We start from the raw sequence: 24,176 nt of genomic DNA on the forward strand, positions 1-24,176 counted from the left end.
TTTATTTTTTAGCATTATTTAATGAATCATGACAAATCTGCTAAAATAATATACATACTATAATTTAGGAGTATAAAAATGAAATACGATACTATTTTACTTGATTTTGATGATACAATTGTAGACTTTTTTGATGCAGAAGATCGAGCATTTCATCAAATGGCACATCATTTCGGTCATTATCCAACTGAAGAAGATTTTCAATATTTTAAGAAAGTAAATCAAAATCATTGGGAAGCATTTCAAAAAAATGAACTATCTAAAGAAGAAGTATTAACACATCGTTTTATTAATTATTTTAAAGAGTATGGCATAGACGTAGATGGTAAAAAAGCCGATGTTTTATTTAGAGACGAACTAGCTAAAGCACCATTAAAATTCTTCAACTCTACTTTAGAAACAATTGATCGATTAAGCCAAGAATGTGAATTGTTTATTGTGACTAATGGTGTTACAGATACTCAAAAACGTCGTATTGCTCAATTAGAGTTTAAAGATATCTTATCTGGAGTATATATATCAGAAGAAACAGGATATCAAAAACCTATGAGTGAATTTTTTGATTATATCTTTGAGAGAATTGGTGAAGAAAAAAGAAAGACTTCAATAATAGTAGGAGATTCTCTTACATCAGATATACTAGGTGGAAAAAATGCTGGTATTACAACATGTTGGTTTAATTATCGTAATAAAGAAAATAACAGTGATATTGTACCGGATTATGAAATACAATCTTTGTATGAATTGGTTAATTTAGTGGAAGAATGATTAATAATAGACCTGAGCTAAATGGCTCAGGCTTATTTATGCAAATAGCGTTTATAGCTTAATGATTTGGAAACCATACTAGTATATTGAATCCTTATGCAAATCTTTATTATTAATTTCTTTTTCTTTAAATTCCTCAAATAATTCAACAGTTTTTTTAATTTATTTAAAGATGTTGAACTTTACTCATGTTTTCATTATCATTTAAATTCTTTATATATATATTGTATCGTCATTAATATACGATTTTCATTTAATAACATATTAATTACTTATAATCTGATAAAATGGATTTGAATTTCAATATTTAAGCCGTAAAATTGTCATCTAAGGATATAATCTTTATACTGAATAAGTAATGTTATATTGAAGGAGTAAGGGAATGAACTGTAAAGTAACTAATTTTCAAGAAAAAGATTCATTTATTACTAAGTTAGAAAACAGTGATGAAACATTATTGAAATTTTATCAATATAATCCAGTCAAACCATCTAGTTTTAATCAAAGAATGAATCGTCCTAATAATGGTAGAGAGCAACAACTTGCTCAAGTGATTAAATCATATATGTCAGATTTGAATATAACAGAAATTCAACAGACTCATCTTACTGCACTCAGTGAAGGAGCTAAAGTGGTAATTGGGGGCCAGCAAGCTGGTCTTTTTGGTGGACCTTTATATACGTTTCATAAAATTCTTTCAATTGTTAATTTAAGTCGTGAGTTAACTGAAACATACCAACAAACAGTTGTACCTGTTTTTTGGATTGCTGGTGAAGATCATGACTTTGAAGAAGTAAATCATACGTATGCTTATAATGCAAAAGACGCTCAATTACATAAAGTAAAATATCATACAATGACACCGCCTGAAACAAGCGTCTCTCGCTATATTCCAGAAAAGGAACAGATGATTGAAGCACTTAATCAATTTTTTAAAGGATTAAAAGAAACGAAACATACTAACGCACTTTATCAAGTATGTTTAGAGATTATAGAAAAGTACAATAATTGGACTGATATTTTTAAAGGGTTACTTCAAGAAGTATTTAAAGATTACGGTGTACTATTTATTGATGCTCAATATGAAAAAATTCGTGAATTGGAGAAGCCATTATTAAAAAATATTATTCAAAAACATAATGAAATTAACCAGGCGTTTAGAAAAACACAAAAATTAACTACGCAATCAGGTTTAAACAAAATGATTGAAACAGATACCAATGTCCATTTGTTCCTTCATGAAGATAGTATGCGTCAACTAATTATTAAAAAAGATGATGTATTCAAATTGAGTAAATCAGATATTACATATAATAAAGATGAATTGTTAAAATTAGTTGAAAAAGAACCAACTCGTTTTTCTAATAATGTTGTAACTAGACCAGTAATGGAAGAATGGCTATTTAATACGGTAGCTTTTATTGGAGGACCAAGTGAAATTAAATACTGGGCTGAATTGAATGAAGTATTTAAAATTTTAGATGTTGAAATGCCTATTGTTTTACCAAGAATGAAAATCACTTATTTACCAATTAGAATAGAAAAGCTAATTAATCAGTATAAGTTAAATGCTGAAAATGTTATTATGAACGGTATAGAAACGGATAGAGAAAACTTCGTTCGTAGCAAAGCCTCAGATACATTTATTAAAAAAGTAGAGTCTTTAAAAGAGAATCATGCCAAAATATACGAATCACTTCTTAAAGAAGTGAATGATAATCATGACAATATCAATTTAGTAAAGAAAAATTATGACATTCATAATAAACAATTTGAATATTTATTAAACCGATATTTACTTAACATTGAAAGAGATAACGATATAAGTATGAAACATTTTAGAGAGATTGAACATGTATTGCATCCAATGGGTGGTCTACAAGAAAGAATTTGGAATCCACTTCAAATGATGAATGAATTTGGGATAGATGTGTTCAGTCCCTCCACTTATCCTCCACTTAAATATACATTTAACCAAATAGTTATAAAACCTTAATTTGTAAGGGAGAGACCCATATTATTTAAATAGATAATATGGGTCTTTTTATGTCAAATTAAAGAATTTTAAGATATTTTACATAATTAGTGGAGGATAGTGGTGAGATGTGGTAAATTATTAATAAGGTGAGGTGGTAATAATGTTCATGGGAGAATACGAGCATCAATTAGATGCTAAAGGACGTATGATAATTCCATCTAAGTTTAGATATGACTTAAATGAACGTTTTATTATCACACGAGGCCTTGATAAATGTTTGTTTGGCTACACGCTTGAAGAATGGCAACAGATAGAAGAGAAAATGAAAACCTTACCTATGACAAAAAAAGACGCACGTAAGTTTATGCGTATGTTCTTCTCTGGAGCTATCGAAGTAGAGCTAGATAAGCAAGGGCGTATTAACATTCCTCAAAATTTGAGGAAATACGCAAATTTAACAAAAGAATGTACGGTAATAGGTGTCTCAAATCGTATAGAGATTTGGGATAGAGAAACTTGGAATGAATTTTACGAAGAATCAGAAGAAAGTTTTGAAGATATTGCCGAAGATTTGATAGATTTTGATTTTTAATGGAGGAATTTATAGTGTTTCATCATGTAAGCGTTATGCTAAAAGAAACAATAGATGAATTAGACATCAAAGAGGATGGCATATATGTAGATTGTACGCTTGGTGGAGCCGGTCATGCACTCTATTTATTAAATCAATTAAACGATGACGGTAGGTTGATTGCAATCGATCAAGATACTACTGCCTTAGAAAATGCTAAAGAAGTACTAAAAGATCACTTACACAAGGTCACGTTTGTACATAATAACTTTAGAGAATTAACTGATATTTTGAAAAATTTAGGAATTGAAAAAGTAGATGGTATTTACTACGACTTAGGTGTTTCAAGTCCACAGCTTGATATACCTGAAAGAGGATTTAGTTATCATCATGATGCAAAGTTAGATATGCGTATGGATCAAACGCAAGAATTAACTGCATATGATGTTGTTAATGATTGGCCTTATGAAGCATTGGTTAAAATCTTTTATCGTTATGGAGAAGAAAAGTTTTCTAAACAAATAGCGAGAAGAATAGAAGCACATCGTGAACAACAACCTATTGAAACAACATTAGAGCTTGTAGACATTATTAAAGAAGGTATTCCAGCTAAAGCTCGAAGAAAAGGTGGTCATCCTGCTAAACGCATTTTTCAAGCGATAAGAATAGCAGTGAACGATGAACTATCTGCGTTCGAAGATTCAATTGAACAAGCCATTGAGCATGTTAAAGTAAAAGGTAGGATTTCAGTCATTACTTTCCATTCTCTGGAAGATAGACTATGCAAGCAAATTTTCCAAGAATACGAAAAAGGACCTGACGTGCCTAGAGGGTTACCAATTATTCCTGAAGCTTATACACCTAAGTTAAAACGAGTAAATCGTAAACCAATTACTGCTACAGATGAGGATTTAGACGAAAATAATAGAGCACGTAGTGCAAAATTACGTGTTGCTGAAATATTAAAATAAGGAGTAATTGAGGATGGCTGTAGAAAAAATTTACGAACCATATGAACACATTCAGCACACTAGCATACCGAAAGAACAACCAAAAACACAATCTGAGACGAAAACAGTAACTAAAAAGGTTGTTGTTCAACTTACGCGATTTGAGAAATTTTTATACATAACGCTTGTCACAGCAATTGCTGTTCTAGCAATCTATATGCTATCTTTAAAAATGGATGCATACGATACAAATGATAAAATTGCCGAGTTAGATCAAAAGATTGAACAACAATCTAATGAAAACAATGCAATTCAATCTGAAATTAAGAAAAATTCTTCTTATGAGCGCATTTACGATCAGGCTAAAAAACAAGGTATGAGCCTAAAGAACGATAATGTAAAGGTAGTGCGTACTAATGGCGAAGCGAAAAATTAAAATTAGAAAAAATAAATTAGGAGCAGTCCTCCTTGTTGGATTATTCGGACTGCTCTTTTTTGTATTGGTTTTAAGATATTCATATATCATGATAACTGGACATTCAGATGGACAAAATTTAGTGATGCGCGCTAATGAAAAATATCTCGTAAAAACGCAAGAACAGCCTGAAAGAGGGAAAATTTACGATAGAAACGGTAAAATTTTAGCCGAAGATGTTCAACGATATAAATTAGTAGCTATTATTGATAAAAATGCTGGAGAAGTTGGTGATACACCAAGGTATGTTAAAGATAAAAAGAAAACAGCAAAACAATTATCAAAAATTATTGATATGAAACCTGATGAAATTGAAAAACGTCTTAATCAAAAGAAAGCCTTTCAAGTTGAATTTGGACAGAAAGGGACAAATTTAACATATCAAGATAAAGTTAAACTCGATAAAATGGACTTACCAGGCATCACCTTATATCCAGAAACTGAACGATTCTATCCTAACGGTAATTTTGCTTCTCATTTAATTGGTATGGCTCAAAAAAATCCTGATACCGGGGAATTAAATGGTGCATTAGGTGTAGAAAAGATTTTTAATAGTTATCTAAATGGACAGAAAGGTTCGCTATCTTATATACATGACATTTGGGGTTATATTGCACCAAACAGTAAAAATGAAAAAGCGCCAAAACGTGGTGATGACGTTCATTTAACCATTGATTCAAATATACAAGTATTTGTCGAAGAGGCCCTTGATGATATGGTGAAACGATATGAACCAAAAGATTTATTTGCAGTGGTTATGGATGCGAAAACAGGAGAAATTCTTGCATATAGTCAACGTCCAACGTTCAACCCCGAAACGGGTAAAGACTTTGGAAAAAAATGGGCGAATGATTTATATCAAAATGCCTATGAGCCTGGGTCAACATTTAAATCATATGGATTAGCAGCTGCCATTCAAGAAGGTAAATTTAATCCTAAAGAAAAATATGAATCTGGTCATCGTGATATTATGGGTTCAAGAATTTCTGACTGGAATAAAACCGGTTGGGGAGAAATTCCAATGTCATTAGGTTTCACTTACTCATCTAATATATTGATGATGCATCTTCAAGATTTAGTTGGTGCTGACAAAATGAAATCTTGGTACGAGCGCTTTGGTTTTGGTAAATCAACAAATGGCATGTTTGACGGAGAATTAAAAGGAAATATTGCTTGGTCAAATGAATTACAACAAAAAACATCAGCATTCGGTCAATCGACTACAGTGACACCTGTACAAATGATACAAGCACAATCAGCTTTCTTTAATAAAGGAAATATGTTAAAACCTTGGTTTGTTCAAAGTATAGACAATCCAATTTCAAAGAAAACATTCTATAAAGGTGAAAAGAAAATAGCTGGAAAACCTATTACTTCAGAAACTGCGGATAAAGTTGAAACAGAATTAGATAAAGTAGTAAATAGTGATAAAAGTCATGCTTCCAATTATCGTATTGATGGTTATGATATTGAAGGGAAAACAGGTACTGCTCAGGTCGTTAATGAAAATGGTAGTGGATACGTTAAAGGAGCAAATCCCTACTTTGTAAGCTTTATGGGAGATGCGCCAAAAAAACATCCAAGAGTTATTGTTTATGCCGGTATGAGTCTTGCTCAGAAAAATGACCAAGAAGCATATGAATTAGGGGTAAGTAAAGCTTTTAAACCTATCATGGAAAATACACTTAAGTATTTAAATGTAGGCTCTAAAAAAGATGAGACTCAATCAGCACAGTATAGTAAAGTGCCAAATGTTGTAGGGCAACCAAGTCAAAAGGCACAAGATAGTCTTAAAGGAAAAGATTTACAACCTGTCATTATTGGTAATGGTAATACAATAAAAGCTCAATCTACTAGAGCTAATACAAAATTATTACCGAATAGTAAAGTGTTAGCAGTGACAGACGGCGATATTACTATGCCCAATATGAAAGGTTGGACAACAGACGATGTCCTAGCCTTCCAAGAATTAACTGGAATCAATGTTACGACTAAAGGCAGTGGATACGTAACAAAACAATCTGTAGCGAGTGGGTCAACACTCAAAAGTAATAATAAAATTGAAATAGAATTATCTACTGATGATCCTAATGATAGTACATCCTTAACTGATTCGAGTGGCTCTGATTCAAATAACACTTCAGATAATTCAACTGATACAACGTCTAATGATAAAAACGATTCATAAGAACAAATGACGTCGTTTTAAATGATAATAAATAAGGTGTCATATATTATGTATACCTTATTTATAATCTCATTTTCTTACATAATATATATAAAATTAGTTTGAAAATTGATAAGATTATAAAGGAAATAAAGTGAAAAACGAATAAATTTAAAATACATAAAGGAGATTACCATGCTTTTTATATTTGCGATTATCGCATTACTTATCACATTTATTTTAGTTCCTGTACTTATACCGACACTTAAAAGAATGAAATTTGGGCAAAGTATCCGCGAAGAAGGCCCTCAAAGTCATATGAAAAAAACGGGTACACCAACCATGGGTGGTTTAACATTTTTAATTAGTATTATTATTACATCTATTATTGCTATATTTTTCACAGATCATTCCAATCCCATTATTCTATTACTCTTTGTCACAATAGGATTTGGACTCATTGGCTTTATTGATGATTACATTATTGTAGTTAAAAAAAATAACCAAGGACTTACAAGTAAGCAGAAATTTTTAGCTCAAATTGCAATAGCAATTATATTTTTCATTCTAAGCGATGTTTTTCATTTAATAGAATTTTCAACAAGTATAAATATTCCATTTACTAATTTTGGAATTCCATTGTCGTTTGCGTACGTTATTTTTATTGTTTTTTGGCAAGTTGGGTTTTCAAACGCAGTTAATTTAACTGATGGATTGGATGGATTAGCAACTGGCTTATCAATTATTGGATTCACTATGTATGCAATTATGAGTTTCATGTTAAATGCCCCTGCAATTGGTACTTTTTGTATTATTATGATTTTTGCATTACTCGGTTTCTTACCGTATAACTTAAATCCAGCCAAAGTATTTATGGGAGATACAGGAAGCTTAGCATTAGGAGGTATTTTTGCTACAATTTCAATCATGTTAAACCAAGAATTTTCATTACTTTTTGTAGGTTTAGTATTTGTTATCGAAACATTATCAGTAATGTTGCAAGTATCATCTTATAAATTAACTAAAAAAAGAATCTTTAAAATGACACCAATTCATCATCATTTTGAACTTAGCGGATGGAGTGAATGGAAAGTTGTTTCAGTATTTTGGCTTGTGGGCTTAATTTCAGGATTAATTGGATTATGGATAGGAGTGCATTAGAATGCTAAATTATACAGGATTAGAGAATAAAGATGTTCTTGTAGTTGGATTAGCAAAAAGTGGTTATGAAGCTGCTAAGTTATTAGTTAAATTAGGTGCAAATGTAACTGTAAATGATGGGAAAGATTTATCTAAAGATCCCCATGCAAAAGACTTAGAAACATTAGGTGTGAAAATTGTTGATGGTGGTCATCCATTATCATTACTTGATAGCAACCCGATTATTGTTAAAAACCCAGGTATACCTTATACAGTTTCAATTATTGATGAAGCATATCAACGAGGCCTTAAAATTTTAACTGAAGTAGAATTAAGTTATTTAATTTCTGAAGCTCCAATTATCGCTGTGACTGGTACAAATGGTAAAACAACAACAACTTCTCTCATTGGAGATATGTTTAAAAAAAGTAGATTAACTGGAAGACTTTCAGGAAATATTGGGTATGTTGCTTCTAAAGTAGCTCAAGAAACGTCACCTGATGAATATCTAATCACTGAATTATCTTCATTCCAATTACTTGGCATTGAACATTACAAACCTCACATTGCCATCATTACAAATATCTATTCTGCTCATTTAGATTATCATGAGTCATTAGAAAATTATCAAAATGCGAAGCGACGTATTTACAAAAATCAAACAGAAGATGATTATTTGATTTGTAATTATCATCAACGTCATTTAATTGAAACTGAAAATTTAAAAGCTAAAACATTATATTTTTCTACTCAACAAGAAGTAGATGGCATCTATATTAAAGATAATTATATCGTTTATAATGATGTTAACCTTATTAATATTGATGATTTAGTTTTACCAGGAGAACATAACTTAGAAAATATTTTAGCTGCTGTTTTAGCTGCGATACTTGCAGGCGTACCAATTAAGGCTATCGTAGATAGTTTAACAACATTCTCAGGTATTGAACATCGATTACAATATATTGGAACGAATCGAACAAATAAATACTATAATGACTCTAAAGCAACCAATACATTAGCAACACAGTTTGCTTTAAATTCATTTAAACAACCTATTATCTGGTTATGTGGTGGTTTAGATCGAGGTAATGGATTTGATGAATTAATTCCTTACATGAAACATGTTAGAGTAATGGTAGTTTTCGGTGAAACTCAAGATAAATTCGCTAAATTAGGTAATAGTCAAGGTAAAGAAGTAATCAAGGCAGTTGATATAGAAGATGCAGTAAAAAAAGTTCAAGATGTCATTGAACCTAATGATGTTGTTTTACTTTCACCAGCATGTGCAAGTTGGGATCAATATAAAACATTTGAAGAACGCGGCGAAAGATTTATTGAAAGTTTCCGTGCATACCTACCATCTTAATTAAAGGATGTGAAGTAATTGGATGATACAAGGGGCAATAGAAATAAAAAGATTCGTTCTATCAAGCGTTCATTTGATAAAGACAAAACTGAATTAGAAAATGATAAAAATAAAAAAATTAAAGATGATGTTAAATCAAAAGATAGACTCCAAAAAGAAAAGAATCTTTCAAATGATAGAAGGTCAAATAAATCTTTAAATTCTTCGAAAAATAAAGGTGAAAATTTAAAGAAAGAAGTAAAAACAAGGTTAAGAGAAAAGCGCAATAAATTTCAAAATGATAAATATAGTCACTTAACGGTAGCTGAAAAACGAGAACAACAAAAGATAGATAAAAGAAAGCGACAAAAACGTATCCAATATATTATTGTTACTACTTTAATACTTTTAATTATATTATTTCTACTATATATGTTTACACCATTAAGTAGAATTTCTCATGTTAATATTAGTGGTAATCATAATGTAAGTGATAGCCAAGTTGAAAAAGAATTAAATATCAAAAAAGGATCACGCATTTATACTTTTAGTAAAAGCAAAGCTATCAATAATTTAAAGAAAAATTCATTAATCAAAGATGTTCAGATTAATAAACAGTTGCCTAATACTTTAAATGTTAAAATTATTGAAAATAATTTAGTAGGTATTGTAAAAGATAAAAATAAATATGTGCCAATAATTGAAGGAAATAAAAAATTAGACAATTATAATGGTGATATTGCGAATAGTGCACCTGTATTAGAAGATTTTAAAGGTGACAATTTAAATCGTATCACGAAAGCATTATCTAAAATGTCTAATGAAACGAGAGATATGATTTCAGAAATAAAATATGCACCTTTGCAGAATCAACAAAATCGAGTCCTTTTATATATGAAAGATGGCATGCAAGTAGTAGGAGACATCAATACTCTAGCTAACAAAATCGAGTATTATCCTCAAATGTCTCAATCTCTTGCAAAAGATAGTTCAGGTCAATTAAAAACACAAGGATATATTGATTTATCTGTAGGAGCATCATTTATTCCATATAATGAAAATAGCAGTATTAATTCTAAGTCCGATCAAAATGTTCGTCAAAAAACACAGCAAGAAACAGAAGCAAAAAATGAATTACAAAGTGCATTAAATAAAATAAGCGAACAATCGGATACAAATAATTAAAAAATTTCGATAATAATATGTGTTTATAGTTCACAAGCTAAACGACGTATTGTAAACTAAATATAGTGTATTTTAATAGTATTTTGTCAGGAGGTGCCTATCTATGGAGGAACATTACTATGTAAGCATAGATATTGGTTCATCAAGTGTTAAAACAATAGTAGGCGAAAAATTTCACAATGGTATTAATGTGATAGGTACAGGGCAAACCTACACTAGCGGTATTAAGAATGGATTGATTGATGATTTTGATATTGCGAAACAAGCAATTAAAGATACAATTAAAAAAGCTTCTATCGCATCAGGTGTGGATATAAAAGAAGTTTTCTTAAAATTACCTATCATTGGTACTGAAGTGTACGATGAAGAAAACGAAATTGATTTTTACGAAGATACAGAAATTAGTGGATCACATATTGAAACAGTATTGGAAGGTATACGTCAAAAAAATGATGTACCTGATACAGAAGTTATTGATGTGTTTCCGATTAGATTCATTGTAGATGGAGATAACGAGGTTTCGGATCCTAAAGAACTCATTGCTAGACACTCGTTAAAAGTAGAAGCAGGTGTTATTGCAATTCACAAGTCAATTCTAATTAATATGATTAAATGTGTAGAATCTTGTGGAGTAGATGTATTGGACGTCTATTCAGATGCTTATAACTATGGCTCTATTTTATCTGCAACTGAAAAAGAATTAGGTGCATGTGTAATTGATATTGGTGAAGATCTCACTCAAATCGCCTTTTATGAACGAGGTGAACTTGTAGATGCCGATTCAATTGAATTAGCTGGACGTGATATTACAGATGATATCGCAGAAGAATTAAACACTACATATGAAACAGCTGAAAAAATTAAACATCAATATGGACATGCTTATACACAATCAGCGTCTGATCAAGACGTTTTCAGTGTTGATCAGGTAGATAGTGACGAATTAGTAGAGTATACTCAAAAAGATTTAAGTGCAGTTATTGAAAGAACAGTGCAAGATATCTTTGATGAAGTATTTGATGTGTTGGTAGATTTAGGATTAACTAAAGTAAATGGTGGATTCATTGTTACAGGTGGTTCTTCAAACTTATTGGGCGTTAAAGAATTACTAAGTACAATGGTTAATGAAAAAATAAGAATCCATACACCGTCTCAAATGGGAATTAGAAAACCTGAATTTACTTCAGCGATTTCTACAATATCTAGTAGTATCACATTTGATGAATTATTAGATTATGTTACAATAAATTATCAAGATAATGATGAATTTGAAGAAGAAGTCATTGAAAATGACGAACACAATCATACTTCAAAGTCAGGTGGCTTTGACTGGTTTAAACGTAAATCTAATAAAAACGAAGACACTGACGAAAATCATCAACCGGAAGTACGTGAAAAAGCGGAGAAACATGATGATTATGAAACGTATGACGAAAACAACCATCAAGATGGAACACATCATTATGATGATGAACATGAAAAATCTGATAAAGAAGAAAGCAAATTTAAAAAGCTTATGAAATCTCTATTTGAATAATTGGCCATTAAGACTAGGAGGAAAAATAAATGTTAGAATTTGAACAAGGATTTAATCATTTGGCGACATTAAAAGTCATCGGTGTAGGTGGCGGCGGTAACAACGCTGTTAACCGCATGATTGATCATGGAATGAACAATGTTGAATTTATTGCTATTAACACTGATGGGCAAGCTTTAAACTTATCTAAAGCAGAATCTAAGATACAAATCGGTGAAAAATTAACACGTGGTTTAGGTGCAGGTGCAAATCCAGAAATTGGAAAAAAAGCTGCTGAAGAATCACGCGAACAAATTGAAGATGCTATTCAAGGCGCTGATATGGTATTTGTTACTGCTGGTATGGGTGGCGGTACTGGTACAGGTGCTGCACCAGTAGTTGCTAAAATTGCTAAAGAAATGGGAGCATTAACAGTAGGTGTTGTAACTCGTCCATTTGGCTTCGAAGGACGTAAACGTTCTACACAAGCAGCAGCAGGTGTTGAAGCAATGAAAGCGGCAGTTGATACATTAATTGTTATTCCTAACGATCGTTTATTAGATATTGTTGATAAATCAACTCCTATGATGGAAGCATTTAAAGAAGCAGATAATGTTTTACGTCAAGGTGTTCAAGGTATCTCTGATTTAATCGCTGTATCAGGTGAAGTGAACTTAGACTTTGCTGACGTTAAGACAATTATGTCTAACCAAGGTTCTGCATTAATGGGTATTGGTGTATCTTCAGGCGAAAATAGAGCAGTGGAAGCTGCTAAAAAAGCTATTTCATCTCCATTACTTGAAACATCAATTGTTGGTGCTCAAGGTGTGTTAATGAACATTACAGGTGGAGAATCTTTATCTTTATTCGAAGCCCAAGAAGCAGCTGATATTGTACAAGATGCAGCAGATGAAGATGTAAATATGATTTTTGGTACTGTAATTAATCCAGAATTGCAAGATGAAATTGTTGTAACAGTAATCGCAACTGGATTTGAAGATAAACCAACATCTCAAGGACGTAAAGCGTCAAGTACTGGTTTTGGTTCAAGTGCAACTTCTAGTACATCAACTCAAAGTGCACCAAAAGAAGACTCATTCACACATAGTACATCTAATTCACGTCCTTCTGATGGTCTAAGCGAAAGAAGTCATACTACTAAAGATGATGATATTCCTAGCTTTATTCGTAATAGAGAAGAAAGACGTTCTAGAAGAACTAGACGCTAATATTAAAGTATAAATATAAAGAAAGGAGCAGTGATTTCTGAGGAGAATGCTGCTCTTTTTGTTTTGTTTAATTTAAAAAGAAATATGTTATATAATACATTTATCTACATCTTTTAATCGAAATGCTGATAAAATATAAAACAATAGTCTAGGTATGACTATTCTTAAAAGTGAAGGTGGTTTTCACAACGTGGAAAAATTTATAAAACAGCCACATTATTTGAGTTATACATCACAATATGATCAGTTAACACTTGGTTTTACTACACGCGAAGATGGAAAGAGTCCATATCCAAGAGATGCATTTAATATGGCACGTTATATTGATGATGAACCTAGTTATGTGACGCATCATCAAGAGATATTAGCTAATGCTATCAACTTTCCTACACAACAATGGGTTTTTCCTATTCAAACACACGAAAATAATATCGCTCACATTACTAAAGCACATTGTGGCGCTAATATTAAGACATTAGGTAATGAATTATATGGAATTGATGGTATGTATACTTATGATTCAGATATATTATTAACGATGTGTTATGCTGATTGTGTACCTGTATATTTTTATAGTGAAAAACATCATTTTATCGCTCTAGCTCATGCGGGGTGGAGAGGAACATATGGTCAAATAGTAGTAGAAATGCTTAAATATGTAGAATTTGACTATCAAGATTTAAATGTAGTCATAGGTCCAGCGACTTCTTCAACCTATGAAATAAATGATGATATTAAAAAGAAATTTGAAACATTGCCTATTAATTCTGACAAATATATTGAAACACGAGATACTGATCGACATGGTATTGATTTAAAATTAGCCAACGCTTTATTATTAATAAATAGTGGCGTACCAGCTGAAAATATTAACATTACAAAATATACTACGTCAGAAGACTTATCGCTTTTTTTCTCTTATCGTGTTGAAAAAGGTAAAACTGGCAGGATGCTAGCATTTATAGGTCAAAAAGGAGAAGTGTAGTGTAATGCAGTTATATCACTATAATCCTTTATGTCATTACAAAGTTAAGAGGTTGATATATAATGAAAGTGACAGAAAATTTAGAAAAAATACAAACGGAAATTAATCATCATCTTGAAAAAAGTGTGATTAAGACCGCTCCAAACGTGATTGCAGTAACAAAATATGTTACAATAGACCGAGCAAAAGAAGCGTATGATGCTGGTTTAAGACACTTTGGAGAAAATAGAGTAGAAGGTTTTCTAGAAAAAAAACAAGCCTTACCTAAAGATGTTACAATGCATTTTATCGGTTCACTACAGTCTAGAAAAGTAAAAGATGTGATTAATGACATCGATTATTTACATGCACTAGATCGTTTGAATTTAGCAAAAGAAATTAATAAAAGAGCAACTCACACTATTTCATGCTTTATCCAAGTGAATGTTTCTGGTGAAGAAACTAAACATGGTATTGCGCTTAGTGAAGTTAATGATTTTATTGAACAAATTAAAGCATTCGACAATATTAAAATTGTTGGATTAATGACAATGGCGCCTTATACCGATGATAAGGACTACATACATCAGTTATTTAAACAATTGAGATTAAAACGAGATGAAATTAAAAACCTTAAATTAAATTATGCACCATGTGAATATTTATCTATGGGAATGAGTAATGATTATACTATTGCTGTAGAAGAAGGTGCTACATTTATAAGAATAGGGACTAAACTTGTTGGAGAAGAGGAGTGAGCCCCGTGGCTATCAAGGATTTATTTAATAATTTTTTCCTAATGGAAGATGAAGAAGAAGTCGAAAGCCCTGCTGAAAGACAACAGCGTGTAACACAAAATGAAGAAAATCAAAATCGTAATATGCAACAGCAACCTATTGAAAGAACACAGAATAATCAAAATCACTTAAAAACTGTACCTCAAAAGAAAGTATCAAAAAATTACAATACTGAAGAAAGGAATTATCGTATGGGACATACATCAAATAAGTCTAATTCAAAAAATGTTGTTACTATGAATCAATCAGCTGGTACAGGTTATAGTAATTACGAAAATTCAAAAATGTGCTTATTTGAACCTCGTGTATTTTCAGATACTCAAGATATTGCAGATGAACTTAAAAATCGTCGTGCGACATTAGTTAACTTACAACGTATTGATAAAGTATCAGCGAAACGTATTATTGACTTCTTAAGCGGAACAGTTTATGCCATTGGCGGAGATATACAACGTGTAGGTGCTGATATCTTCCTTTGTACACCTGATAATGTTGAGGTGGCAGGTAGTATTACCGATCACCTTGAACAGATGAATACACAACAACATTACGAATAATTTAAGGAGTAGAATATAATATATGGATGTTGGTATATTAGCTAGTATATTTAACTTTATATTATTACTAGTTCAAATTTATTATTGGGGAATGATTATTTATTTCTTTACATCATGGGTTCCAACAATTAGAGAATCTAAATTTGGATCATTTTTAAGTAAGATATATGAACCTTTCTTAGAGCCATTTAGAAAGATTATTCCACCCATTGGTATGATTGATATTTCATCAATTGTAGCATTATTTGTACTTGTATTATTTCAATATGGACTGCAAAGTATTTTTGATATGATATTAAATTATTTAATACTAAAATAGTTTTATAATAAGTTAGTAGAGCCTGTGATATGCATAATGTCTCAGGCTTTTTAACACTTAAAAAAGGAGGCGTGAATCATCGATATTTATCAGCATTTTAGAAATGAAGAACAACCACTTATTGATCAATTATTAGATAAATGTGAACAAGTTAATCAACAATATGCACCTGTATTGACTTCATTTTTAGATCCTAGAGGACAATATATATTAGAAGTCATCGTCGGTAGTTTTGAAGATATGAAAGTGAGCTATTTCGGTGGTCAATCGGCAGAAAGAAAGAGAGCAATTATTGCGCCTAGTTATTTTGAACCTACTGAAGATGATTTTGAAGAGGTATTAATCCAAATTAATTATCCCGAGAAATTTGTGTCTATTCAACATCAACATGTACTTGGAACTTTAATGTCTTTAGGTATAGAAAGAGAACAAGTAGGAGATATACTTGTTGGTGATACTATTCAGTTTGTTTTGACAAAGCAATTGGAATCATATATTATGATGGAATTAACAAAGATTAAAGGTGCTACAGTTAAACTTGATTCTATTCCATTTAAAGATATGATACAATCAAAAGAGAATTGGAATATTCATCATAGTACAGTCAGTGCTTTAAGATTAGATGTCGTTTTAAAAGAAATGATTCGAAAATCTAGATCAATCGCTAAACAATTAATTGAAAAAAAACGGGTAAAAGTGAATCATACTTTAATCGATTCTCCCGATTTTCAACTTCAAAACAATGATTTGCTCTCTATTCAAGGATTTGGACGTGCTCGAATTGTTGATATAGGTGGCAAAACTAAAAAAGAAAAAGTTCATATAACGTATCAAACACTATTTAAGTAAATGATATTGATTGATAAATAATAAAAACACCTTTATGATGGTTTGTTTTAAGGAGGATAACAGATGGCTTTTACACCTAATGAAATAAGAAATAAGGAATTTACAAGAGTGAAAAATGGTTTGGAGCCTGCTGAAGTTAGCGACTTTTTAACTCAATTAAGTAATGAGATTGAAAGACTTAAAGAAGAAAAAAAACAACTTGAAAAAGTGCTTGAAGAGAGAGATACTAATATTAAATCGTATCAAGATGTTCATCAATCAGTAAGTGATGCGCTTATTCAAGCTCAACAAGCTGGAGAACAAACAAAAATTGCTGCCACAAAAGAATCAGAAGCAATTATCTCTAAAGCAAAAACGCAAGCTGATGTGATTGTAAATGATGCTATTGAAAAAGCACGTCATTTATCTTTCCAAACTGAAGATATGAAACGTCAATCTAAAATATTTAGATCAAGATTTCGTATGCTTGTAGAAGCACAGTTAGATTTATTGAAAAATGATGATTGGGATTACTTATTAAATTATGATTTTGATGCAGAACAAGTGACACAAGAAAATATACAGCATTTAAATCCACAAGATGTAAATCCAAATGCGAATAATGAAACTCCAACGAGTGAAACAACTGAGACAGTATCAAATGAGGGAAATCAGTCAATCAATTCTAATGAAACAACTAATACAAGTAAGTCTACATCTGAAAATAAGGATGTTTCAAGTAGCGAATCATCATCAAATAAATAGTTAATAAAATGTCAGACACGTAAAAAATAATAAACTTTTCACAGCGAGTTAGGAGACGGTGCAAGCCTAATATAAGTCTATTTTTTATATCACTGACATATTAAAACTTTATAATATTAAGAAGAGAACTCTAAGTTGAGTTAAGAAGGGTGGTACCGCGGGTTTCCCGTCCCTATTAATTGAACTTAGAGTTCTTTTTATATTTAAGGAGTGGAAAATATGAATTACAAAGAAACGTTATTAATGCCAAAAACCGACTTTCCAATGCGAGGAGGTTTACCTAATAAAGAACCAAAAATTCAAGAGCAATGGGAAGCAAATAATCATTATCAAAAAGCTTTAGAGAAAAATGAAGGAAATCAATCATTTATTTTGCATGATGGCCCACCTTATGCAAATGGTAATCTTCACATGGGACATGCATTAAATAAAATTATTAAAGATATTATTGTACGTTATAAAACGATGCAAGGATTTTACTCACCTTACGTTCCAGGATGGGATACACATGGTTTACCAATTGAACAAGCATTGACTAAAAAAGGCGTTGATCGCAAAAAAATGTCAATTGCTGAGTTTAGAGAAAAATGTAAAGAATTTGCTTTAGAACAAGTTGAACTTCAAAAACAAGATTTTAAACGTTTAGGTGTACGTGGGGACTTTAATAATCCTTATATTACTCTTAAACCTGAATATGAAGCAGCTCAAATTCGTTTGTTCGGTGAAATGGCTGATAAAGGATTAATTTATAAAGGTAAAAAACCTGTTTATTGGTCACCATCAAGTGAATCTTCACTTGCTGAAGCTGAAATTGAATATCACGATAAACGTTCAGCATCTATTTATGTAGCCTTTGATGTTAAAGATTCAAAAGGTACTATCGATGAGGATGCTCAATTTATTATCTGGACAACTACACCTTGGACATTACCTTCTAACGTAGCAATTACAGTTCATCCAGATTTGAAATATGGTCAATATAATGTAAATGGTAAGAAATACGTGATTGCTGAAGCTTTAGCTGAAAGTGTTTCTGAAGCATTAGGCTGGGATAAAGATACTATTCAATTGGAAAAAGAATTTACAGGGAAAGAATTAGAGTATGTTGAAGCACAACATCCTTTCTTAGATCGAGTGTCATTAGTCATTAATGGTGGTCATGTAACAACTGATGCTGGTACTGGTTGTGTACACACTGCCCCTGGTCACGGGGAAGATGACTATATTGTAGGTCAAAAATACGATTTACCTGTCATCAGTCCTTTGGATGATAAAGGTGTCTTCACAGAGGAAGGCGGACAATTTGAAGGTATGTTCTATGATAAAGCAAATAAAGCTGTAACAGACCTTTTAACTGATAAAGACGCCTTATTAAAATTAGACTTTATTACACATAGTTATCCACATGATTGGCGTACTAAAAAACCAGTTATTTTCCGTGCAACACCTCAGTGGTTTGCTTCAATTAATAAAGTAAGACAAGATATCTTAGATGCGATTGAAGAGACTGATTTTAAAGTGGATTGGGGTAAAACACGTATTTATAATATGATTCGTGACCGTGGTGAATGGGTAATTTCTCGTCAACGTGTATGGGGTGTACCATTGCCTGTATTTTACGCTGAAAATGGCGATATTATTATGACAAAAGAAACAGTCAATCATGTAGCTGATTTATTTGAAGAATATGGTTCAAATGTTTGGTTTGAAAGAGAAGCTAAAGATTTATTACCAGAAGGATTCACACATCCTGGAAGCCCTAATGGAGAATTTACTAAAGAAACAGATATTATGGATGTTTGGTTTGACTCTGGTTCATCTCATAGAGGCGTGTTAGAAACTCGTCCAGAATTGCGTTTCCCAGCCGATTTATATTTTGAAGGTAGTGACCAATATCGTGGTTGGTTTAACTCTTCAATTACTACAGCAGTTGCGACTAGAGGACAAGCACCATATAAATTCTTATTGTCACATGGTTTCGTAATGGATGGCGAAGGTAAAAAAATGAGTAAATCTTTAGGTAACGTTATCGTTCCTAATCAAGTAGTAAAACAAAAAGGTGCAGATATTGCACGATTATGGGTAAGTAGTACAGACTACTTAGCAGATGTACGTATTTCAGATGAAATTTTAAAACAAACGTCTGATGTTTATAGAAAAATCAGAAATACTTTAAGATTTATGTTAGGTAATATTAATGACTTTAATCCTGAAACAGACAGTGTAGCTGAACATGAATTATTAGAAGTAGATCGTTACTTATTGAATCGCTTACGTGAATTCACTGCTAGTACTATTAATCACTATGATAACTTTGATTACTTAAATATTTATCAAGAAGTTCAAAACTTTATCAATGTTGAATTAAGTAACTTCTATTTAGATTATGGTAAAGATATTCTGTATATTGAACAAAAAGACGCACATAAACGTCGTAGTATGCAAACAGTGTTGTACCAAATTTTAGTAGATATGACTAAATTACTTGCTCCTATTTTAGTACACACTGCCGAAGAAGTATGGTCTCATACACCACATGTTAAAGAAGAAAGTGTTCACTTAGCAGATATGCCAAAAGTTGTTGACGTTGATCAAAAATTATTAGATAAATGGAATCAATTTATGTCATTACGTGATGATGTAAACCGTGCATTAGAAGCAGCACGTAATGAAAAAGTTATCGGTAAATCTCTTGAAGCTAAAGTAGTGATTGGAAACAATGATCACTTTAAAGCTGCAGAATTTTTACAACAATTTAATGACTTACAACAATTATTTATCGTCTCTCAAGTTGAAGTGACTGAAAAAGTAGACAATGGAAATGAATACCAACATGGTGACATTCGTATTGAACATGCTTCAGGTGAAAAATGTGAAAGATGTTGGAATTATAGTGAAACATTAGGATCTGTTGGTGAACTTGATCATTTATGTCCACGTTGTCAAGAAGTCGTAAAAACTTTAGTTTAATTCAATAGAGATAGAACGCTTGTAACCTAATTAAGGGTTACGAGCGTTTTTTTATAAAGTATATAAATATTAAATAATAATAGTTTGAAAATATATCTGAATAGAGTTTCAAGTTTAGATAAAAACGGATGAGGTTATATCAAATAATAAGTGATAGAATGTTTCTCGTAAGTAATATAGGAAGAGAGATAAAATGATGGGTAAGATTTTACTAACAGAGGCTTCTGGATATATTGGTAGTCACTTAAAAGATAAATTAAAAGTTAATCATGAGATTATCGCAATATCAAGAAATGCTCAAAATAAAAAAAATGAAAAAAATGTAACTTGGAAATCAGCAGATTTATTTGATTTAGATGCTATAACTGAAGTAATGAAAGGTATAGATACTGCGATTTATCTTGGTCATTCAATGAAGACAAGTGCTAAACTTACACAGGCTAATTTTGAAGATATGGATGCACTACTAGCTGATAATGTTGGGCGCGTAGCGAAAAAACATGGGGTCAAACACATTATATTTATGAGTGGTATTATCACGAATGATAGTCATTTGTCACTTCACTTAAAAAGTCGGTTAGAATGTGAAAAAATATTAAGATATTATAGCGTCCCTGTAAGCACATTACGTGCTGGGTTAATTATAGATTCAAACGGTAGTTCATATCCTATTTTTAAAAGAATGATAGAGCGTTTGTCAGCAATGATTCTACCGAACTGGGCTTACAATATGATTGCGCCAGTATGTATGGATGATGTTATTGATAAATTAGCTATGTTAGTCGAACGTTCTCCTAAAGAAAATGAAGTATTTAATATTACAAGGCCTAAGGTAATGAATTATCAAGAATTATTTGAACGTATAGCGACTATTCTTGATAAACATTTGTTTATATTGCACTTACCAACCATCCTTATTCGGTTAAGTCGATATTGGATTAAAGAGAAAATGAATGGTAAAGAAAATGTGAAAAAAGCACTTAAAGAAAAACAAGATGAACAACAAATAATAACTACAAAACAATCTAAATCTAAATCAAATCAAAATAAGAGAGATGAAGTTAAAGATGTTAGAGCAATGACGCGTTTTAGAATTCCGGAAAGTTATTCGATACAGGATGTAACAAGAGAATATGCAGAATTTATTAATAATATCACGCTCCATTTAGTAAATGGTACCATTAATGAGCATGAATTTAATATTCAATTACCATTAATAAGGAAATGTATTTTAAAAATGAAAAGAGATAATCATGATTCTATTAATGAAATGATTGTGTATAAAATTGTTGGTGGAGATTTAGCTATGGTTAAAAACAGTGGTAATGCACGATTTGAATTTAGACGTATATTAGATACCAACGAAGGTATTGCAGCGTTGCAAGAATATGAATCAACATTACCATGGGGAGTTTATAAGTTTACTCAAGCCATTGCACATAAGTTTGTGATGGGTGTATTCAAACAGCATATGAATCATTTAGCTAGTTATGAAAAAGATAAACAAGATTCCGTTAATAAAATTTTTACTAATCTTGCTATGACTACTGGTGTAATGTTTGGTGCATGTGTTGGTACAAGAATCTACAATAAAGTTTTAGCTAAAAAATAATGTACTTTATATATATTTAAAAGTTTTCGATGGAAACGCAATGAAGTTCTCTCTATCGAAAGCTTTTTTAGTCTAAATAGTTGAATATTACGCATTAAGACTGATAAAATTTTAAATATTTTATTATAGAATAATCATTAATCATAGCTTTTTTAAATTGAAAGAGAGATTTTAAAATTTAGGAGGTGTCCTATGTTTCATGATAATGATGCACATTTTATTAATGGTATCACTTTAAATGTAAGAGATTTACGTACTTTACAACCGTTCTATGAAGAATTATTAGGGTTTAAAAAAGTGGAAGAGACATTAACCGCTGTCAAATATCAAGTTGGAGACAGTCACCATTATATTACTTTAAGAGAGATAAAGTCTGGACGAAATCCTTTATCTCAAGAAGCTGGTTTATTTTATATAGGAATTCAATTATTCAATAAACAACATCTGGCAGATCTAATCGAAAAGTTAAATGATTATGAGTTACCAATTAATGGTGGAGAACAAAATGTATGTACATTTATTTTTGTCGAAGATCCAGAAGGTCATATGTTTAAATTTTATGTTGATAAAGCGATTTCTGATTGGAAACAAGAAAGTGAATGGATTAGACTCAATATTAAGCCGCTCGATGTTTCTTCATTATTACCATATGCATCCACCATCGGATGGCAAGGTTTACCTAATGATAGTAAAATTGGGAATATTAGTTTAAAAACCATTCGATTAAATGAAGTAAGAGAGTATTATTTAAACCATTTTGGACTAGTACCTTCTGCATATTTAGATGATGAATCGTTTTATTTAGCTTCTGAACAATATTATTGTCATCTTTCAATGAATCAATGGAATTCAAAAATAAAGCGAATAGATAATGAACATACTTATGGTTTATCTATCGTTGACTTTCATTATCCAGAAACACATCATATCAATATAAAAGGTCCAGATGGTATCCAGTTTAGATTTAATTTTATAGAGGTAGAGTGATGAAATGAAAAAATGGATTTTTTTAATGGTGTTTGTGTGCATGATATTTACGGCCGGTGCAGTTTTTGATGGTCTAGACAATCAAGATATGACTGAACCTACAATTCATTTTTGGGAAAAAAATCCTATGAAATATAACACATACGCTAAAGGTCAATGTACTTACTATGTATTTGATCGAGTAAAAGAAGACCATCATTTAATAAGTAACCAATGGGGTGACGCTAAACATTGGGCAAATAAGGCTAAGAAACAAGGGTATACAGTCAATGAAAATCCAACTAAGGGTTCTATTTTACATTATCCAAAAGGAAAACATGGACATGTTGCTTATGTAGAACAAGTCAATAATGATGGCTCTTTAATAGTCTCTGATATGAATTTCAGAAAACCTTACGAAATTACAACACGTTTTGTAGATGTTGATCAAGTCGATCAATTTAATTATATTCATCCTAAAAGTAACACAAATATGACATAGAAGATTGTAGCTTTTTTTATGCTAAGTAGTAGGCTATAATGTAGAGTGTTGTCAAAGAGTTGAGGGCTGAATGGAGGCACATGAATGAAAAAGAAATATTATATTGGTTTATCTTTAATAGTAGCCATCGTGATTTTAATTATAGACCAATTAACTAAAAAAATAATTACAGCAACCATGAACATTGGTGATTCTTATGAAGTGATTCCTCATTTTTTAAATATTACATCACATAGAAATAATGGTGCAGCATGGGGGATTTTAAGTGGTAAAATGGGATTTTTCTATATTATTACTCTTATTATTTTAGCTGTACTTATTATATTTTATATTAAAGAAACTAAATATAATGCGTTTATGCAAGTTGCAATTAGCTTATTATTTGCTGGTGCATTAGGTAACTTTATCGATCGTTTATTCAATGGTGAAGTTGTTGATTTCATTGATACAAATATTTTTGGATATGATTTTCCAATTTTTAATATCGCAGATTCAAGCTTAACAATTGGTGTTATTTTTGTCATTATTGCATTGGTTAAGGATGCAACTAAAAAAGAATAGGAGGGCAC

The 24,176-nt window shown here is 31.2% G+C and carries 22 protein-coding genes; all 22 read left to right on the forward strand.

Annotated features, from left to right (window positions below):
- Positions 1 to 78 precede the first annotated feature (78 nt).
- The 22 genes from NR218_RS01595 to lspA all read left to right on the forward strand — a co-directional run bounded on the left by NR218_RS01595 (position 79) and on the right by lspA (position 24,168).
- Complete coding sequence (locus NR218_RS01595; protein ID WP_002448764.1) at positions 79 to 768, forward strand: YjjG family noncanonical pyrimidine nucleotidase; 690 nt, start codon at positions 79 to 81, stop codon at positions 766 to 768.
- A 382-nt stretch (positions 769 to 1,150) separates the two neighbouring features.
- Positions 1,151 to 2,764: a bacillithiol biosynthesis cysteine-adding enzyme BshC gene (gene bshC, locus NR218_RS01600; protein ID WP_019835556.1), complete on the forward strand. Its 1,614-nt coding sequence runs from the start codon at positions 1,151 to 1,153 to the stop codon at positions 2,762 to 2,764.
- 142 nt (positions 2,765 to 2,906) lie between these two features.
- Entirely contained in the window at positions 2,907 to 3,338 is a 432-nt protein-coding gene (gene mraZ, locus NR218_RS01605; protein WP_002455463.1) for a division/cell wall cluster transcriptional repressor MraZ, read from the forward strand.
- 14 nt (positions 3,339 to 3,352) lie between these two features.
- Positions 3,353 to 4,288, forward strand: coding sequence for a 16S rRNA (cytosine(1402)-N(4))-methyltransferase RsmH (gene rsmH, locus NR218_RS01610; RefSeq protein ID WP_019835557.1), 936 nt, complete (start codon positions 3,353 to 3,355; stop codon positions 4,286 to 4,288).
- A 13-nt stretch (positions 4,289 to 4,301) separates the two neighbouring features.
- A complete protein-coding gene (gene ftsL, locus NR218_RS01615) occupies positions 4,302 to 4,703 on the forward strand; it encodes a cell division protein FtsL (protein WP_017174538.1) in 402 nt (133 codons plus the stop codon).
- Positions 4,684 to 6,930, forward strand: coding sequence for a penicillin-binding protein (locus NR218_RS01620; protein ID WP_265883220.1), 2,247 nt, complete (start codon positions 4,684 to 4,686; stop codon positions 6,928 to 6,930). The genes ftsL and NR218_RS01620 overlap by 20 nt, the downstream gene beginning before the upstream one ends.
- 174 nt (positions 6,931 to 7,104) lie before the next feature.
- Entirely contained in the window at positions 7,105 to 8,070 is a 966-nt protein-coding gene (gene mraY / locus NR218_RS01625; protein WP_017174540.1) for a phospho-N-acetylmuramoyl-pentapeptide-transferase, read from the forward strand.
- 1 nt (position 8,071) lies between these two features.
- A complete protein-coding gene (gene murD, locus NR218_RS01630; protein ID WP_017174541.1) occupies positions 8,072 to 9,418 on the forward strand; it encodes a UDP-N-acetylmuramoyl-L-alanine--D-glutamate ligase in 1,347 nt (448 codons plus the stop codon).
- A gap of 18 nt (positions 9,419 to 9,436) precedes the next feature.
- Positions 9,437 to 10,582, forward strand: coding sequence for a cell division protein FtsQ/DivIB (locus NR218_RS01635; protein WP_019835559.1), 1,146 nt, complete (start codon positions 9,437 to 9,439; stop codon positions 10,580 to 10,582).
- A gap of 103 nt (positions 10,583 to 10,685) precedes the next feature.
- Positions 10,686 to 12,119, forward strand: coding sequence for a cell division protein FtsA (ftsA, locus tag NR218_RS01640; RefSeq protein WP_017174543.1), 1,434 nt, complete (start codon positions 10,686 to 10,688; stop codon positions 12,117 to 12,119).
- Between the two features lie 29 nt (positions 12,120 to 12,148).
- Positions 12,149 to 13,327, forward strand: coding sequence for a cell division protein FtsZ (gene ftsZ / locus NR218_RS01645; RefSeq protein ID WP_017174544.1), 1,179 nt, complete (start codon positions 12,149 to 12,151; stop codon positions 13,325 to 13,327).
- Positions 13,328 to 13,481: 154 nt separating this feature from the next.
- Positions 13,482 to 14,312, forward strand: coding sequence for a peptidoglycan editing factor PgeF (gene pgeF, locus NR218_RS01650; protein ID WP_048685142.1), 831 nt, complete (start codon positions 13,482 to 13,484; stop codon positions 14,310 to 14,312).
- Positions 14,313 to 14,374: 62 nt separating this feature from the next.
- Complete coding sequence (locus NR218_RS01655) at positions 14,375 to 15,049, forward strand: YggS family pyridoxal phosphate-dependent enzyme (RefSeq protein ID WP_017174546.1); 675 nt, start codon at positions 14,375 to 14,377, stop codon at positions 15,047 to 15,049.
- A 5-nt stretch (positions 15,050 to 15,054) separates the two neighbouring features.
- A complete protein-coding gene (locus NR218_RS01660; RefSeq protein WP_017174547.1) occupies positions 15,055 to 15,645 on the forward strand; it encodes a cell division protein SepF in 591 nt (196 codons plus the stop codon).
- Between the two features lie 22 nt (positions 15,646 to 15,667).
- Positions 15,668 to 15,964, forward strand: a complete 297-nt coding sequence (locus NR218_RS01665) for a YggT family protein (RefSeq protein WP_049431814.1) — start codon at positions 15,668 to 15,670, stop codon at positions 15,962 to 15,964.
- A 75-nt stretch (positions 15,965 to 16,039) separates the two neighbouring features.
- Positions 16,040 to 16,813 (forward strand): RNA-binding protein, encoded by a 774-nt coding sequence (locus NR218_RS01670; protein WP_054105452.1) that lies wholly within the window; start codon positions 16,040 to 16,042, stop codon positions 16,811 to 16,813.
- Between the two features lie 63 nt (positions 16,814 to 16,876).
- Positions 16,877 to 17,557, forward strand: a complete 681-nt coding sequence (locus NR218_RS01675; RefSeq protein ID WP_071560724.1) for a DivIVA domain-containing protein — start codon at positions 16,877 to 16,879, stop codon at positions 17,555 to 17,557.
- A 219-nt stretch (positions 17,558 to 17,776) separates the two neighbouring features.
- Positions 17,777 to 20,527, forward strand: coding sequence for an isoleucine--tRNA ligase (ileS, locus tag NR218_RS01680; RefSeq protein WP_145421779.1), 2,751 nt, complete (start codon positions 17,777 to 17,779; stop codon positions 20,525 to 20,527).
- Positions 20,528 to 20,723: 196 nt separating this feature from the next.
- Positions 20,724 to 22,139 (forward strand): NAD(P)H-binding protein, encoded by a 1,416-nt coding sequence (locus NR218_RS01685; protein ID WP_265883221.1) that lies wholly within the window; start codon positions 20,724 to 20,726, stop codon positions 22,137 to 22,139.
- 192 nt (positions 22,140 to 22,331) lie between these two features.
- A complete protein-coding gene (locus NR218_RS01690) occupies positions 22,332 to 23,126 on the forward strand; it encodes a VOC family protein (protein ID WP_019835565.1) in 795 nt (264 codons plus the stop codon).
- Between the two features lie 4 nt (positions 23,127 to 23,130).
- A complete protein-coding gene (locus NR218_RS01695; protein WP_025987213.1) occupies positions 23,131 to 23,607 on the forward strand; it encodes a CHAP domain-containing protein in 477 nt (158 codons plus the stop codon).
- An 84-nt stretch (positions 23,608 to 23,691) separates the two neighbouring features.
- Positions 23,692 to 24,168, forward strand: a complete 477-nt coding sequence (gene lspA, locus NR218_RS01700; RefSeq protein ID WP_002448847.1) for a signal peptidase II — start codon at positions 23,692 to 23,694, stop codon at positions 24,166 to 24,168.
- The last annotated feature ends 8 nt before the right edge of the window (positions 24,169 to 24,176 follow it).

The organism is Staphylococcus sp. SUC_1.2 (assembly GCF_026222585.1).

Excerpts from the sequence above, each read along its gene's own strand:
- NR218_RS01595 (WP_002448764.1), top strand. The coding sequence starts at position 79 with ATGAAATACGATACTATTTTACTTGATTTTGATGATACAATTGTAGAC.
- bshC (WP_019835556.1), top strand. The coding sequence starts at position 1,151 with ATGAACTGTAAAGTAACTAATTTTCAAGAAAAAGATTCATTTATTACT.
- mraZ (WP_002455463.1), top strand. The coding sequence starts at position 2,907 with ATGTTCATGGGAGAATACGAGCATCAATTAGATGCTAAAGGACGTATG.
- ftsL (WP_017174538.1), top strand. The coding sequence starts at position 4,302 with ATGGCTGTAGAAAAAATTTACGAACCATATGAACACATTCAGCACACT.
- NR218_RS01620 (WP_265883220.1), top strand. The coding sequence starts at position 4,684 with ATGGCGAAGCGAAAAATTAAAATTAGAAAAAATAAATTAGGAGCAGTC.
- mraY (WP_017174540.1), top strand. The coding sequence starts at position 7,105 with ATGCTTTTTATATTTGCGATTATCGCATTACTTATCACATTTATTTTA.
- murD (WP_017174541.1), top strand. The coding sequence starts at position 8,072 with ATGCTAAATTATACAGGATTAGAGAATAAAGATGTTCTTGTAGTTGGA.
- ftsA (WP_017174543.1), top strand. The coding sequence starts at position 10,686 with ATGGAGGAACATTACTATGTAAGCATAGATATTGGTTCATCAAGTGTT.
- ftsZ (WP_017174544.1), top strand. The coding sequence starts at position 12,149 with ATGTTAGAATTTGAACAAGGATTTAATCATTTGGCGACATTAAAAGTC.
- pgeF (WP_048685142.1), top strand. The coding sequence starts at position 13,482 with ATGACTATTCTTAAAAGTGAAGGTGGTTTTCACAACGTGGAAAAATTT.
- NR218_RS01655 (WP_017174546.1), top strand. The coding sequence starts at position 14,375 with ATGAAAGTGACAGAAAATTTAGAAAAAATACAAACGGAAATTAATCAT.
- NR218_RS01665 (WP_049431814.1), top strand. The coding sequence starts at position 15,668 with ATGGATGTTGGTATATTAGCTAGTATATTTAACTTTATATTATTACTA.
- NR218_RS01675 (WP_071560724.1), top strand. The coding sequence starts at position 16,877 with ATGGCTTTTACACCTAATGAAATAAGAAATAAGGAATTTACAAGAGTG.
- ileS (WP_145421779.1), top strand. The coding sequence starts at position 17,777 with ATGAATTACAAAGAAACGTTATTAATGCCAAAAACCGACTTTCCAATG.
- NR218_RS01685 (WP_265883221.1), top strand. The coding sequence starts at position 20,724 with ATGGGTAAGATTTTACTAACAGAGGCTTCTGGATATATTGGTAGTCAC.
- NR218_RS01690 (WP_019835565.1), top strand. The coding sequence starts at position 22,332 with ATGTTTCATGATAATGATGCACATTTTATTAATGGTATCACTTTAAAT.
- NR218_RS01695 (WP_025987213.1), top strand. The coding sequence starts at position 23,131 with ATGAAAAAATGGATTTTTTTAATGGTGTTTGTGTGCATGATATTTACG.
- lspA (WP_002448847.1), top strand. The coding sequence starts at position 23,692 with ATGAAAAAGAAATATTATATTGGTTTATCTTTAATAGTAGCCATCGTG.